The following is a 14,270-nucleotide window of genomic DNA, read 5'->3' as shown; positions in this document are numbered from 1 at the left end:
TTTGTTTCAGTTTGATGAAAAAGCGCAGCGGGTGGCTACTTTTGTGAGGCGGATCAGGCTTTTTTGCAAGCTTTAACCTGATGATTACATGAGGAATGTTAACCCCGTTCGGGATTAATCTGAATATTAAGCAATGGGAAGCAGCGACAAAGAAAGGCCGCGTCAGACGCGGCCCTGTGGGTTACTTTTCGTCTGGCGGGGAAGGTTGCTTATCGCCGGACTCGGGTGCTTCGGTTGGATCGTCTTTTTCGATGAATGTCATGAACTCTCCTCTTGTTACCCACACGTTTTGAAGTATAGATCGGATTGCTGGACGTGCGAGGGAAGTTAAAGTCTGACGACAGAAACGAAAAAAGCAGCCTTTTGGGCTGCTTTTCAGGGAATTTGGTCGGCACGAGAGGATTTGAACCTCCGACCCCGGACACCCCATGACCGTGCGCTACCAGGCTGCGCTACGTGCCGAACACTGGAAGATAAGTCTACTGGTTATCGTCATGAATGCAAGATACCCGCAAACTATTTGCCTGATAATTAATCAGTTAGCGATAAACCGCTTCTCCTCGGTGAGTACCTGCAACAGCAATGCCAGCTCTGGCTTGTGATCTTTAAGCGCGTTGCCCTGCGCATCATAAGCGCGATAGCTGCCATTGTTGTTGAGCACCAGCGTCACCTGCGGCGTGGTAATGACCAGTTTATTCTCTTCGCTGCTGGCGACCCAGTCATGGCGACGACGCGCTGCAAACAGATCTTCACTCTGCGAGTAATTCACCGGATTGGTCCGCACATGCAGCAGGCGCTGCATCAGCGTCGCCATCACATCCTGATGATCCGAAAGGCGATCAACCGTCTGCGCGGGGGTGTCAGGCCAGTGAATCACTAACGGCACCTGCAACGTCTGGCGGTTTCCGGCACTGTCAGGATTGCCATCCAGCGCCAGACCACGCTGCGCGGTGATCACCACGACGGTGTTCTTCAGCAAATCACGTGCCTGCAGGCTGCTGAGCACCGCGTGAATCTGTTCATCAACAGCCGGAGCCTGACGCAGATAGCTGCGCTGACGCGCTTTGGCACTGTCGCCGGTCACATCAGGGCCGTTCAGGGCGATCCATGAGAACCAGGGCGCCTGTGAATCTTTCTGTTTCTCCAGCCAGTTCTGCCATTGCCCCACGGTGCTGGCGTTGGGCTGACTGCTGGTGGCAGGCAGTGAATAATCGGTCAGCAACGCCTGGCGGTAGAGCGGCGGATTAAAGCCTTCTGAGGAGAACAGGCCAAACTGATAACCCTGGGTACTCAATGCACCCAGCAGGGCAGACGGCGTCCGGGAGGCCAGAATGCCGTTCATGTAGCTGGAGGAGATACCGTAGAACAGGCCGAATAAGCCTTTCTCCGGCGTATCACCCGCGCTGTAGTGCTGCGTGAAACGCACGTTCTCGCTGGCAAACTGATTGAGTTGCGGCAGCGCTTTGGCCAGCGTGGCGTTGTTCAGACCATCGACGGTCAGCACCAGCAGGTTATTGCGTGTCCCGGCGTCACGGAAAGTAATGTCGCTCAGCGGATACTCTACCGCCAGCGCTTCCGGATCCCCCTGCTGAACCAGACGGCGCTGATACTCCTGCGCATCCAGCAAGCCGTGACGTTCCAGGAAGCGGCGGGCGGTCATCGGATAGGAGAGCGGCAGATTGGCTCGCTGCATGGTAATCGGGCGATAGAAGTTGGCATCGGCCCAGATATACATCAGGTGGCTGGCAAAGAAGGCGCTGATAAACAGAGCTGCGACAGGTTTACCAAATGAACGGCGATTGAGGCTGCGCAGCTTCTGCCAGCTCCAGGTCGCAAACAGCATCTCGACCAGGAAAATCAGCGGCACGCTGATAAACATCAGCTGCCAGTCACGCGCCATCTCGCTCTGATCGGGGTTAATGACCAGTTCCCATACCACCGGATTCAGGTGCAGGTGGAAACGGCTGAAGACCGCACTGTCGACCATCACCAGCGTCAGCCCGGACGTCGCAATCACCGCAGATAACACCCGCATCAGCCGTTGCGACATCACCACAAAGGTCAGCGGGAAAATAATCAGCAGATAAGCGGCAAACACGACAAAACTGAAGTGGCCAACCCAGCTGGTATAGGCGTAGATACGCCCCGCCAGCGAAGAAGGCCAGTCGGCGACCAACAGGTAGCGACTGCCTAAAATCAGCGCGAATAAGATATTAAACAGAGCAAACCAGTGCCCCCAACTGATCATCTGGGAGACTTTTTCGCGGTAGCGCTGCCGGTTGGTTACCATATTATGAAGTCAAATCAGCCAATTAATGAGCGTTGTCGTCGCGCACAGATGCCTGAAGGGCATCGGCGAAAGAGCGTGCCAGTGAACGACGTTGCGCCGGAGCGACATCGCTGTTAATTAAGTTGGTCACCATATTTCCCAGTACCATCAGGGAGAGGTCGGTGGGGGCTTTATCCTTGTGCAGGATTTGGGCCATTTCCGCGAGGAGTTGTTCCACGCGTTCGTCACTGTAGCGTGATGATTGTGCCATATCGTCGTCTAAGCTCATTTCAAAAGGCGATATATTACCGGAACAGCGCACTTTTTACCGCAATTTTATCGAAAGTACCGCGTTCGCTTTCAGCATGGAGTTGAAAGCCGATGCTGGCGGTGTTTGAATACGCGCCTGTGCTAAAAGGAGAGTCTACCATGAGTCTGGATATCGACCAGATTGCCCTGCATCAGTTAATCAAACGCGATGAAAACCAGCTTGAACTGGCGCTGCGCGATTCGCTGCTGCCTGCCACCAACACGGTCAACGCGATGGTGGAAGAGTTACACCGGGTTTACAGCGCAAAAAGCAAAGCCTATGGCCTGTTCAACGCTGAGAGTGAACTGGCAGAAGCGCTGCGTAATTGTCGTAAGGGCAACGATGATTTTCTCGCTTTTAGCCGTGCCGCGACCGGTCGTCTGCGCGACGAGCTGGCAAAATACCCGTTTGCGGAAGGCGGCGTGGTGCTGTTTATTCACTATCGCTATCTGGCGGTGGAGTACCTGCTGATTGCGGTGCTGAACAGCCAGTCCAGCATGCGCGTCAATGAGCAGCTGGATATCAGCAGCACGCATTATCTCGATATCAATCATGCGGACATCGTAGCGCGTATCGACTTAACCGAATGGGAAACCAACCCGGAATCGACCCGTTACCTGACCTTCCTGCGCGGCCGCGTTGGTCGTAAGGTCGCTGACTTCTTTATGGACTTCCTCGGAGCCGAAGTGGGATTAGACACTAAGGCGCAGAACCGCGGTCTGTTGCAGGCGGTCGATGACTACTGCAACGAATCGGAACTGGACAAGCAGGAGCGGCAGAACTATCGCCAGCAGGTTTACAGCTACTGCAACGAGCAGCTGCAGGCGGGCGAAGAGATTGCGCTGGAAGATCTGTCGAGCGAACTGCCACCGCTGGGCGAAAAAACCTTCCAGGCCTTTACCCAGGAGCAGGGTTACGAGCTGGAAGAGAGCTTCCCTGCGGATCGCAGCACGTTGCGTCAGCTGACAAAGTTTGCCGGAAGCGGCGGGGGACTGACCCTGAACTTTGATGCGATGTTGCTGGGTGAACGCATTTTCTGGGATCCGGCCACGGACACTCTGACGATTAAGGGCACACCGCCTAATCTGCGCGATCAGCTCCAGCGCCGTACCAGCAGCAAATAAAAAAAGCCGGGCTTAGCCCGGCTCTGTTGCCTGATACGTCGATTGTCCTGGTGTATCAGCGACAAAATAAAAGGGCCGGTTTCTCAACCGGCCCTTCTGTTTTTCAACGTAATTCGCGATTAAGCGCGAACGAAGTCGATGTGGAACAGTTTTGGCTTGAACGGGTGACGCTGAACAGCCTGAACTTTCACTTTAGTTTCTTTGCCGTCAACTGACAGGGTCAGAACTTCGTCGTAGAAACCTGGCTTAGCCTGCAGGTTCATTACTGAGTCGTGATCCAGATCGATGGCAACAGCCGCTTCAGAACCACCGTAGATGATGGCCGGGAAACGGTTTGCTGTACGCAGGCGGCGGCTCGCACCCTTACCCTGCTCTTTACGTTCTACTGCATTGATAGTGAGCATTAATATATCTCTTTATTTAATCCTGCTACAGGCGACCCAGTAACAGGCAGGTTATTCAATCCCGCTGATGCACATGCAAAAGCGGGCGGCAGTATAGCCGTTATGCCAGGTGGTAGCAAACGATATACCCGCCAGCAGGGATTACCGCAGCTCATTGGCGCGGCGATAACGACCCTGATAATCAAACATTTTCTCGCGGATTTGCCAGAACTGGCCTTTGGCGCGCGCCACGACAAAGTCGGGATGTCGCAGCAGGGGCTGCAACGCCAGCACGTCAGCGGCGGTCTGCCAGCCCAGCGGTACGCCGGGCGCGCGCTGATGCGGGCGCATAAAGAGCTGTTCAAACGCCTTACGCTGGGCGGGTGTCTGCAGGCGAAACCGTTCGCTGACGCTGGTGCCTTCCTCATCATGATAAGTTGCCTTCAGCCATTCACCTTTGGCGTCGCGGCCCTGTTCCAGCGTCATACCGCCACAGCGCAGCACCAGCGCATCCTTCAGTTTCAGGGCAGCTTTAAGCATATCGTCCGGGTCGACCAGAATTTTGTCGCACTGATGGCAGCGCCGGGCGGCAATATCATTCTCTGCGCCACAGTCAGGGCAGCTTTTAAAGCGGAAGCGGAAATCACACTGTTCGCGCTCACCCTCATCATCTTCCAGCACGCCCTGACAGCGTCGGCCAAAATGCTCAATCACCATGCCATCGGCGGTCGCCTTGCCCCAGAAGGTGTTGGCGAAACCGCAGGCGGGACAGAAAACCTGCACCGGCTGGTTGTCGCTCTTACCTTTAGGCGCGCCGACTTCGGGCGTAAAAAGGTCATGCGGATTACCGGCATAATCCAGGATAAGACAGTCGGTTTTACCGGGCGAGAGCCGCAGCCCGCGGCCGACGATTTGCTGGTAGAGGCTCACTGACTCGGTCGGGCGCAGGATCGCAATCAGATCCACGTGCGGAGCATCAAACCCGGTGGTCAGCACCGCCACGTTCACCAGGAATTTCAGCTGCTGCGCTTTAAACGCCAGAATCAGGGCATCACGCTCGCGGGCGGGGGTGTCGGCAGAGACCAGCGCGCTGTTTTCAGGCAGCAGCTGCAGAATTTCCCGCGCATGCTCTACCGTTGAGGCGAAAATCATCACCCCCAGCCGATCTTCAGCGAACTCCACAATCTGCCGGATGATATGGGGCGTTACGCGCTGCTGCTGTTTCAGCTCGCGATTCAGATCGGCTTCGCTGAACAGGCCGTTAGACTGTGCCGTCAGGCGGCTGAAATCATACTGCACCACCGGCATATCCAGCCGCTCCGGCGGCACCAGGAACTGATGCTTGATCATATAGCGCAGCGGCAGCTCATAGATGCAGTCGCGGAACAGCGATTTTTCGTCGCCACGCACCATGCCGTGATAGTGGAACTGATAAATCCAGCCTTTACCCAGCCGGAACGGTGTGGCGGTCAGGCCGAGTAAACGGAGCTGAGGATTGTGCTGACGCAGATGGTTGAAGATCTGCTGATACTGGCTCTCTTTGTCATCGCCGATGCGGTGGCACTCATCGACGATCACCAGCGAGAAGGCGCTGTCGAACAGGTCGAGGTTACGCGCCACCGACTGTACGCTGCCAAACACCACTTTGCGCTGGCTCTCTTTGCGCTGCAGGCCGGCGGCAAAAATATCGGCCTCCAGTCCGTAAGCCTGATATTTGCTGTGGTTCTGTGCCACCAGCTCTTTGACGTGCGCCAGCACCAGCACCCGGCCACGCGCCAGCCGTGCCAGCTCGGCAATCACCAGACTCTTTCCGGCACCGGTTGGCAGCACAATAACGGCGGGCTCCTGATGGCGACGGAAATGCGCCACGGTGGCATTCACCGCATCCTGTTGATAGGGGCGTAAGGTAAAAGACATGTTGCTCACTTTTATAAAACTGGTGGTAATTATGCCATGAAAGGGCGGTAAACGCGCTGTCAGGCTGGCGCGGATCACGTTATACTTCCCGCACATTTTCAACGGTTAACCAGGCCGTTTCAGATTCCCTCCGCAGTAACAGGCAAAACGAATTCATGCGACTCGACAAATTCATCTCTCAGCAACTGGAAATCAGCCGCGCTATCGCTCATCGCGAGATCCGTGGCCAGCGTGTCACCGTCAACGGTGAAGTGGTGCGCGACACCGCGTTTAAACTGCTGCCCGACCACGAAGTCGCCTACGACGGCAACGTGCTGCAGATGCTCACCGGCCCACGCTACTTTATGCTGAACAAACCGCAGGGCTACGTCTGCTCAACCGACGATCCCGATCATCCGACTATCCTCTATTTCATCGAAGAGCCAATGTCATTCAAACTGCACGCGGCAGGGCGTCTTGATATTGACACCACCGGGCTGGTGCTGCTGACAGATGATGGCCAGTGGTCACACCGCATTACCTCGCCACGTCATCACTGCGAGAAAACCTATCGTGTCACCCTGGAATCGCCGCTCGGTGACGATACGGCCGCGCAGTTTACCGCGGGCGTGCAGCTCCACAATGAGAAGGACCTGACGAAACCGGCACAGCTGGAGGTGATTACCCCCACAGACGTGCGGCTGACCCTGAGCGAAGGCCGCTATCACCAGGTGAAACGGATGTTTGCCGCCGTCGGCAACCGGGTCATTGAGCTGCATCGCGAACGTATCGGTGACATTGCGCTGGACGACGATCTGGAACCGGGCGAATACCGGGCGCTGACAGAAGACGAGATCGCCAGTATCGGTCTGCCAAAAGAGCTGCAGGCAAAATAACCGGGCGGGCCAGGCGGCCCGTACCTGATTCATTTGTGCAGGAGAGGCTGTGCGTAAGGAAAAGAATTCGCCAACAGGACTGGTTGTCATCCTTGGTCTGTTAGCCATGCTGATGCCATTGTCGATCGACATGTATCTGCCTGCGATGCCGCAGATTGCGCGTGAGTTCGGTGTGTCAGCCGGTAGCGTGCAGATGTCGCTTAACCTCTACATCCTTGGCTTCGCGATTGGCCAGCTTATCTATGGGCCACTGGCAGACAGCTATGGGCGTAAGCCGGTGATTGCACTCGGCACCCTGATCTTCGCCTGTGCCGCCGCGGCCTGTGCGCTGTCGCAGAGCATCGACCAGCTGATTCTGATGCGCTTCCTGCACGGGCTGTCGGCTGCCGCAGCCAGTGTAGTGATTAATGCCCTGATGCGTGACAGTTACTCGAAAGAGGACTTCTCGCGCATGATGTCCTTTGTGATGCTGATTACCACCATTGCGCCGCTGCTGGCCCCGATTATCGGGGGCTGGCTGCTGGTGCTCTGGAGCTGGCATGCCATCTTCTGGGCACTTGCGGGCGCGGCACTGGTGACGACGGTGCTGGTCACTACCCAGATCCGCGAAACCCTGAAGCCGGAGCAGCGACAGCGGTTTCACCTGCGCACCACGCTGGGCAATTTCGTAACCCTGTTCCGCCACAAGCGGGCGTTCAGCTATATGCTGGCGAGCGGCTTCTCCTTTGCCGGGCTGTTTACCTTTCTCAATGCTGGCCCCTTTGTTTACATCGAGCTGAATCACGTCTCACCGCAAAACTTTGGCTACTACTTTGGCCTTAACGTGGTGTTTCTGTTTCTGCTGACGCTGATTAACAGCCGCGCCGTGCGCCGCTTTGGCCCGGTGGCAATGTTCCGGCTGGGCCTGCTGATTCAGTTCTGCATGGGGATCTGGCTGCTGATTGTCAGCGCTTTCAGCCTCGGTTTCCTGCCGCTGGTGATGGGGATCGCGCTGTTTATCGGCTGTGTGTCGATGGTCTCATCGAATGCGATGGCGGTGATCCTGGATGAGTTCCCGCACATGGCGGGCACGGCCTCGTCCCTGGCGGGCACGCTGCGTTTTGGCGTCGGCGCGTTTGTCGGTGCGTTGCTGTCGCTGGTGAGTTTTAACAGCGCCTGGCCGATGGTCGGCACTATCGCACTCTGCGCAACAATCTCTCTGTTGCTCTTTTTCTACGCTTCACGTTCCCGCACTGCGCCCCGTTAATCGGGCGCAGTGGTTTCCCCGCCGTTGTCCGCAGTGATGCACATCTCGCCGGTTTTGTTTCTTACTTGTGAAAAGTTTTAGCTAAAAAAGTAACCACAATGCGTCTAAAATGATTGTTAACGGCGTGTGAACGCGGTACATATAGGCTGAAGTGCGATGTAAGTCGCAAAAAATGCGCTTCTGCAATCCGCATGGACGGGCCAGTCATCCCTGTCCTGACTCTGCGGGGATCAACCCGTTTTCAGCCGGGCAGGTCGGTGTTGCGACATAAACTCATCGGGGAGAGTAACCTATGCTGCAACTTTCAATTGTGCATCGTCTGCCACAGCGTTTTCGCTGGGCCAGCGATCACCACAGTGCCATTGAATCCGATGACACAATGCTGGATGAGCAGGAGTTCGTGGCGTTGCGTCTGATCAGCCATGACGGCATTCCGGCGTGGGAGATCCTGCAGCAGCTGAAAGAGGTGCTGGCGGATATTCAGGTCGATTGCAAAGTGGCTGAGTGCGAAGGGCAGCCCTGCCTGTTTATTCAGCGTCGCGACGAAAGCGCCACTAACTGCTGCCTGAAAAATCAGGGCGTGGCGATTGCGGAAACTTTTATCGCAGGTTGAGTTGCGCTGACTGCAGCAGCTCGCGGGTATACACAGCCGTCGGTGACGCAAACAACGTTTCACACTCTCCCTGTTCCACTACCTCCCCCTGACGCAGCACAATAAGCTGGTGACACAGGGCGCGAACCACATCCAGGTCGTGACTGATAAACAGATAGCTGAGCTGACGCTGCTGCTGTAAGCGGCGTAACAGCGTCAGAATCTGCTTCTGCACCGTGCGATCCAGCGATGAGGTGGGTTCATCCAGTATCAACAGCTCCGGCTCCAGAATCAGTGCCCGTGCGATAGCAATACGCTGTCGCTGACCGCCAGAGAATTCGGCCGGATAACGATGCCGGCTTTCCGCTTCCAGTCCCACTTCTTCCATCACCGCAATCACCCGCTGCGCCTGCTGGGCACTGTTCAGTTCGGGCTGATGCACCGCCAGACCTTCAGCAATAATCTGCTGCACCGTCATACGCGGATTGAGCGAGGAATTGGGATCCTGAAATACCACCTGAATGCGCTGACGCAGCGGCAGAAGTTGCCGGCGCGACAGCTGATGCAGCGGCTGGCCGTCAAACCAGACGTCGCCACGTGAGGAAATCAGCCGCAACAGCGCCAGGCCGGTGGTGCTTTTACCCGACCCGGACTCGCCCACCAGACCCAGACTTTCGCCCCGCCGCAGGCTGAAACTCAGCCCGGAAAGCACCTGCTTTTCGCCGGTCTGCCGCCGGAACAGTCCGCGCCGCTGCGCAAAACTGACCTTAAGCTGTTCGACCCGAAGAATGACCGGCGCGTCTGCGGGTAGCGGCAGCGCTTTTCCTTCCGGCTCCGCAGCCAGCAGCTGCTGGCTGTAAGGATGTTGCGGCTGGTTCAGCAGAATCTGGCTGCGATTCTGTTCCACGATATGACCCTGACGCATCACGCTGACGTTATCCGCCAGCTGACGCACGATATTCAGGTTATGGGTGATAAACAGCATGCCCATATTCAGCTCCCGCTGCAGTTCACGCAGCAGCGCCAGAATCTGCGCCTGTACCGTCACATCCAGTGCAGTGGTCGGCTCATCGGCAATCAGCAACTGCGGCTCGGTCAGCAGCGCCATGGCGATCATCACCCGCTGGCGTTCGCCGCCGGAAAGCTGGTGGGGGAAATCGTTGAGCCGGGTAGCAGGCTGACGGATACCGACCCGATCAAGCACGCTGAGAATCTCACCACGTGCAGCCGGACGACGCAGCCCGCGATGCAGCGACAGCACTTCATACAGCTGCTTCTCCACGGTGTGCAGCGGATTCAGCGATACCATCGGCTCCTGAAAAATCATTGCGATCTGGTTGCCGCGAATCGCGCGCAGTCGTTGCTCGCGGGCGCGCAGCAGATCTTCACCGTTAAACAGAATCTCTCCACGGGGATAAACCACCGCCGCCTCATGCAGCAGTCGCATTACCGACAGCGCCGTGACGCTTTTGCCGGAACCCGACTCACCCACCAGCGCCAGCGTTTCGCCCGCGTCAATGCGCAGTGAAACGTCATTCACGACCTGGCGAAGCTGCTCGCCCTGACGAAAGGCGACCGAGAGATGATTGATGGCAAGCAGTGGCGTTGTCATTCAGGCTCCTTTGCCCGGATCAAAGGCGTCGCGCACCGCTTCGCCGATAAAAATCAGCAGCGAGAGCAGGATCGCCAGGGTGAAAAAGCCCGCCAGGCCCAGCCAGGGCGCCTGCAGGTTATTTTTGCCCTGCAGCAGTAGCTCGCCCAGCGAGGGCGAGCCCAGCGGCAGACCGAAACCGAGAAAGTCGAGGGAGGTGAGCGTGGTGATCGATCCGCACAAAATAAAGGGCAGAAAAGTCAGGGTAGCCACCATCGCGTTAGGCAGCATGTGACGCAGCATAATCCGGCCATCCCTGACGCCCAGCGCCTGTGCTGCGCGGATGTAATCAAAGTTTCGGGTTCGCAGAAACTCGGCCCGGACCACGCTCACCAGGCTCATCCAGCCAAACGCCACGGTGACCAGCAGTAGCCACCAGAAACCGGGCTGAATGACGCTGGAGAGGAGGATCAGCAGAAACAGCGCTGGCATGCCGGACCAGACTTCAATCATTCGCTGCCCAATCAGGTCAATTCTGCCGCCGAAATAACCCTGCACCGCGCCAATCACAATCCCGATGATACTGGAGATAAGTGTCAGCAGCACGCCGAACAGCAGGGAGATGCGCGTGCCATAGAGCAGCCGTGCCAGTACGTCGCCACCGTTGGCGTCCGTGCCGAGCCAGTTCTGCGCAGAGGGCGGAGAGGGGAACGGCACCTGAGTAGCAAAGTTGATGGTGCTGTCGCTGAAGCGAATCGGAGCCCATAAAGCCCAGCCGTTCTGCGCAATGCGCTGCCGCAGCCAGGGATCCTGATAATCCGCCGCTGTCGCCAGTACGCCGCCATAGTCGGTTTCGCTGTAGTCAAACAGCAGCGGCACCGTCCAGCGCTGTTGATAATGCACCAGCAGCGGCTTGTCATTGGCGATCAGTTCGGCACACAGCGACAGCAGGAAAATGACCAGAAAGATCCACAGTGACCAGTAGCCGCGCCGGTTATGGCGAAAGCGCTGCCAGCGCTGTTGATTCAGCGGAGAGAGCGTCATGAGCGGCTCCCGAAATCGATGCGCGGATCGACCAGCGTATAGGTCAGATCGCTAAGGATATTCATCAGCAAACCGATCAGCGTGAAAATATAGAGTGTGCCAAACATCACCGGATAATCACGTTGCAGCGTCGCATCATAGCCGAGCAGGCCGAGTCCGTTGAGCGAGAACATCACTTCGATCAGCACCGAACTGGTAAAAAACATGCTGATAAACGTGGCGGGAAAGCTGGCGATGACCAGCAGCATCGCATTGCGAAATACATGGTGATAGAGAATACGGCGTTCCGGCACGCCTTTGGCGCGCGCGGTCACCACATAGAGCTTACGGATCTCATCCAGAAAGGCGTTTTTCGTCAGCATCGTCAGTGTGGCAAAGCCGCCAATCACCGTTGCCAGTACCGGCAGGGCGATATGCCAGAAGTAATCCAGCACTTTGCCATACCAGGGCAGGGTGTCGTGCTGCGCAGACGTAAGCCCGCGCAGCGGGAACCAGTCGAGATAGCTGCCACCGGCGAACAGTACGATCAGCATGATGCCGAACAGAAAAGCCGGAATGGAGTAGCCAATGATAATAAACGCGCTGCTCCAGACATCAAAGGCGCTGCCGTTGCGCACCGCTTTGCGGATCCCGAGCGGGATCGAAACCAGATAGATGATCAGCGTGCTCCATAATCCCAGACTGATGGAGACCGGCAGGCTCTCCTTAATCAGCCCGATCACCGAGGCGCTGCGAAACAGGCTGTCGCCAAAATCAAAACGCAGGTAGTTCCACAGCATCTCGCCGTAGCGCTGCCACAGCGGTTTATCGAAGCCGTAACGCTTTTTAATTTCCGCAATTACTTCGGGATCCAGCCCGCGCGCCCCACGGTACTGATTATCTGCGGGATTAAGATGACTGACGCTGGCGCGTGAACTGGCGTTCTCCGCGCCGCTGCCGGGCAGGCCAGTGGTCTGACCAAACTCAATATTCGCCAGCGCCTGATCGACCGGTCCGCCGGGCGCGATTTGCACGATAAAGAAGTTAAGCGTGATGATCGCCCATAAGGTCGGGATAATCAGCAGCAATCTGCGCAGAAAGTATGCGGCCAACGGTCATCTCCTTAGCGTTTGCTGGCCGGCAGGCGTCCGGCTTTATTTGTGTCGTACCACCAGTTTTCCAGCCCGGTGCTGTAGGCAGGTTTGCGGGCAGGGTGTGAAAACTTATCCCAGTACGCCAGCCGTTGTTCAGCGTTGTACCACATCGGGATCATATACGCATTCCACAGCAGTACCCGATCCAGCGCCTGTGCCAGCGGCCGCAGCGCGGCAGGGTCGCCCTGATGCGCGATAATCTGTTTCACAAAGTGATCAACGATTGGGTCTTTGACCCGCGCGGTATTCCACGACGAGGTGATGTAGTCGGACTGCCAGAGGATCTGCAGACTGGAGGTCGGAATCGGCATCGCCCCATAAACGGTGGCAATCATGTCATAGTCGCCTTCACGCCAGCGCCGCAGGTACTGCGAGCTGTCGATCTGCCGCAGGTTCAACGTAATGCCGAGCCGCGCAAGGTTGTGCTGCAACGGTAACGCCCATTCAGTACTGGTGCCACCGCGCAGCAGCAGTTCGACCGTAAATGGCTGACCGGTTTTATCGTTAATCAGTCGGCGATTTTTAATCTGCCAGCCCGCCTGTTTCAGCAGGTCAAACGCGCTTAACAGACTGGCGCGGTCATAGCCGCTGCCATCGGTTTTGTGCGGCAGATAAGGCTGGCTGAACAGCGCAGGTGGCAGTTGCGCGCGCCACGGTTCAAGCAGCGCCAGCTGCTGTGCATCCGGCACGCCGTGGGCCGCATACTCTGTATTCTGGAAGTAGCTGCTGGCACGCTGCCAGGCACCGTAATAGAGCGCTTTATTCATCCACTCGAAATCGAACATCAGTGACAACGCCTGGCGCACGCGGCGATCGTGGAATAGCGGTTTTTCATTGTTGAATGCCAGCCAGCGGGTATCGATAGCGGCGTCATTGGGCGCGGTTTCTTTAACAATGCTGCCATTGTCGAAATTGCGGCCGCGATACTGGGTCGCCCATTTCTTCGCCGATGTCTCTTCACGCCAGTCGTACGCACCCGCTTTAAAGGCTTCGAACGCTACATTGTCATCCAGATAGTAGTCATAGCGCATGCGATCAAAATTAAAGCGTCCACGATTCACTGGCAGATCGGCGGCCCAGTAATCTTTTACCCGGCTGAACTCAATAAACTGGCCCAGCTTCCAGCGCGTAATGCGATAAGGCCCACTGGAAAGCGGTGGTGCGCTTAACGGCTCGTTAAACTTCTTATCGCGCCAGAACGACTCGGGGATAACCGGTAGCGTCAGTAACCCAAGCAGCAGATCTTTATCCGGTTTCTGTGCCCCGATGCGGACAGTGTGATCGTCCAGCGCTCTGACGGTCACGCCACGGTAGGCGACGCGGAACTGAGGCACGCCCTCGGTCATGAACTTCTGAAAGGTGAACGCTACGTCGCGGGCGGTGACTGGTGTGCCGTCATGGAACCGGGCGCGGGGATTCAGGCGTATTTCAATCCAGGTAAAATCGCTGGCGTAGCGGGCTGATTCAGCAATCAGCGGATAATAGCTGCCCGGTTCATCGTCTGAGCTGGTGTACAGGCCGTCATAAAGCGTGCCGGTATTGATGCCCGGATTGCCGCGTGAGGCGTAGCGGTTGAAATTGTCGTAAGTGCCCACTACCGCCAGGGTAATACTGCCGCCTTTTGGCGCGCGGGGGTCAACGTAATCGTAATGGCTGAAGCCGGGCGGATATTTCGCTTCGCCGGCCTGTGTGAAGGCGAACGTTTGCAGGACTGATGCAGCCAGCAGCGGGGCGCTGAAGAGGCCGCACAGCAGCAGAAATCCCAGGCGAAATAGCATGTTCTCTC

General features: G+C 56.9%; 12 protein-coding genes and 1 tRNA gene. 4 read left to right on the top strand and 9 right to left on the bottom strand.

Annotation, left to right across the window (positions count from 1 at the left end; genetic code table 11):
* Positions 1-385 precede the first annotated feature (385 nt).
* From AC6I8E_RS12645 to AC6I8E_RS12635, 3 genes are all read right to left on the bottom strand, one after another.
* Positions 386-462: transfer RNA gene (locus AC6I8E_RS12645), tRNA-Pro, on the bottom strand.
* Positions 463-535: 73 nt separating this feature from the next.
* Positions 536-2,290: an LPS biosynthesis-modulating metalloenzyme YejM gene (gene yejM, locus AC6I8E_RS12640; RefSeq protein WP_497824056.1), complete on the bottom strand. Its 1,755-nt coding sequence runs from the start codon at positions 2,288-2,290 to the stop codon at positions 536-538.
* A 22-nt stretch (positions 2,291-2,312) separates the two neighbouring features.
* Positions 2,313-2,540, bottom strand: coding sequence for a YejL family protein (locus AC6I8E_RS12635; RefSeq protein ID WP_010248348.1), 228 nt, complete (start codon positions 2,538-2,540; stop codon positions 2,313-2,315).
* Positions 2,541-2,698: 158 nt separating this feature from the next.
* Here AC6I8E_RS12635 and yejK point away from each other — a divergent pair, with 158 nt between their 5' ends.
* Positions 2,699-3,703, top strand: coding sequence for a nucleoid-associated protein YejK (yejK, locus tag AC6I8E_RS12630; protein WP_013358541.1), 1,005 nt, complete (start codon positions 2,699-2,701; stop codon positions 3,701-3,703).
* A 119-nt stretch (positions 3,704-3,822) separates the two neighbouring features.
* On the opposite strand, the gene rplY is transcribed toward yejK, so the two are convergent.
* Together rplY and radD are read right to left on the bottom strand one after the other, a co-directional pair.
* Positions 3,823-4,107 (bottom strand): 50S ribosomal protein L25, encoded by a 285-nt coding sequence (gene rplY / locus AC6I8E_RS12625; protein WP_013358540.1) that lies wholly within the window; start codon positions 4,105-4,107, stop codon positions 3,823-3,825.
* A 141-nt stretch (positions 4,108-4,248) separates the two neighbouring features.
* On the bottom strand, positions 4,249-6,003 hold the full coding sequence (gene radD / locus AC6I8E_RS12620; protein ID WP_013358539.1) for a DNA repair helicase RadD: 1,755 nt from the start codon (positions 6,001-6,003) through the stop codon (positions 4,249-4,251).
* Between the two features lie 155 nt (positions 6,004-6,158).
* Between radD and rsuA the strand changes: the two genes are divergently transcribed.
* From rsuA to AC6I8E_RS12605, 3 genes are all read left to right on the top strand, one after another.
* Positions 6,159-6,878: a 16S rRNA pseudouridine(516) synthase RsuA gene (gene rsuA, locus AC6I8E_RS12615; protein ID WP_033783707.1), complete on the top strand. Its 720-nt coding sequence runs from the start codon at positions 6,159-6,161 to the stop codon at positions 6,876-6,878.
* A 49-nt stretch (positions 6,879-6,927) separates the two neighbouring features.
* Complete coding sequence (locus AC6I8E_RS12610; RefSeq protein WP_013358537.1) at positions 6,928-8,124, top strand: Bcr/CflA family multidrug efflux MFS transporter; 1,197 nt, start codon at positions 6,928-6,930, stop codon at positions 8,122-8,124.
* A gap of 292 nt (positions 8,125-8,416) precedes the next feature.
* Positions 8,417-8,737, top strand: coding sequence for a YejG family protein (locus AC6I8E_RS12605; RefSeq protein WP_013358536.1), 321 nt, complete (start codon positions 8,417-8,419; stop codon positions 8,735-8,737).
* Here AC6I8E_RS12605 and yejF read toward each other — a convergent pair.
* Genes yejF through AC6I8E_RS12585 form a run of 4 tightly spaced genes read right to left on the bottom strand, consistent with a single transcriptional unit; the run spans position 8,724 to position 14,262 of the window.
* Entirely contained in the window at positions 8,724-10,328 is a 1,605-nt protein-coding gene (yejF, locus tag AC6I8E_RS12600; RefSeq protein ID WP_370426612.1) for a microcin C ABC transporter ATP-binding protein YejF, read from the bottom strand. The genes AC6I8E_RS12605 and yejF overlap by 14 nt on opposite strands.
* Positions 10,329-11,351, bottom strand: a complete 1,023-nt coding sequence (locus tag AC6I8E_RS12595; RefSeq protein WP_497824055.1) for an ABC transporter permease — start codon at positions 11,349-11,351, stop codon at positions 10,329-10,331.
* On the bottom strand, positions 11,348-12,442 hold the full coding sequence (locus AC6I8E_RS12590; protein ID WP_013358533.1) for a microcin C ABC transporter permease YejB: 1,095 nt from the start codon (positions 12,440-12,442) through the stop codon (positions 11,348-11,350). Before AC6I8E_RS12590 ends, AC6I8E_RS12595 begins: the two co-directional genes overlap by 4 nt.
* Positions 12,443-12,453: 11 nt before the next feature.
* Positions 12,454-14,262, bottom strand: a complete 1,809-nt coding sequence (locus AC6I8E_RS12585; RefSeq protein WP_195857834.1) for an extracellular solute-binding protein — start codon at positions 14,260-14,262, stop codon at positions 12,454-12,456.
* Between the last annotated feature and the right edge of the window lie 8 nt (positions 14,263-14,270).

Source organism: Pantoea sp. X-Soil-YNGN-785, assembly GCF_059730585.1.
The sequence above is the reverse complement of the archived record's forward strand: the minus strand, read 5'-3'. Positions and strand labels throughout refer to the sequence as shown.

What these genes read in the sequence shown, in the direction of transcription:
- yejM (WP_497824056.1), bottom strand. Translation starts at nt 2,290, where the DNA reads ATGGTAACCAACCGGCAGCGCTACCGCGAAAAAGTCTCCCAGATGATC.
- AC6I8E_RS12635 (WP_010248348.1), bottom strand. Translation starts at nt 2,540, where the DNA reads ATGGCACAATCATCACGCTACAGTGACGAACGCGTGGAACAACTCCTC.
- yejK (WP_013358541.1), top strand. Translation starts at nt 2,699, where the DNA reads ATGAGTCTGGATATCGACCAGATTGCCCTGCATCAGTTAATCAAACGC.
- rplY (WP_013358540.1), bottom strand. Translation starts at nt 4,107, where the DNA reads ATGCTCACTATCAATGCAGTAGAACGTAAAGAGCAGGGTAAGGGTGCG.
- radD (WP_013358539.1), bottom strand. Translation starts at nt 6,003, where the DNA reads ATGTCTTTTACCTTACGCCCCTATCAACAGGATGCGGTGAATGCCACC.
- rsuA (WP_033783707.1), top strand. Translation starts at nt 6,159, where the DNA reads ATGCGACTCGACAAATTCATCTCTCAGCAACTGGAAATCAGCCGCGCT.
- AC6I8E_RS12605 (WP_013358536.1), top strand. Translation starts at nt 8,417, where the DNA reads ATGCTGCAACTTTCAATTGTGCATCGTCTGCCACAGCGTTTTCGCTGG.
- yejF (WP_370426612.1), bottom strand. Translation starts at nt 10,328, where the DNA reads ATGACAACGCCACTGCTTGCCATCAATCATCTCTCGGTCGCCTTTCGT.
- AC6I8E_RS12595 (WP_497824055.1), bottom strand. Translation starts at nt 11,351, where the DNA reads ATGACGCTCTCTCCGCTGAATCAACAGCGCTGGCAGCGCTTTCGCCAT.
- AC6I8E_RS12585 (WP_195857834.1), bottom strand. Translation starts at nt 14,262, where the DNA reads ATGCTATTTCGCCTGGGATTTCTGCTGCTGTGCGGCCTCTTCAGCGCC.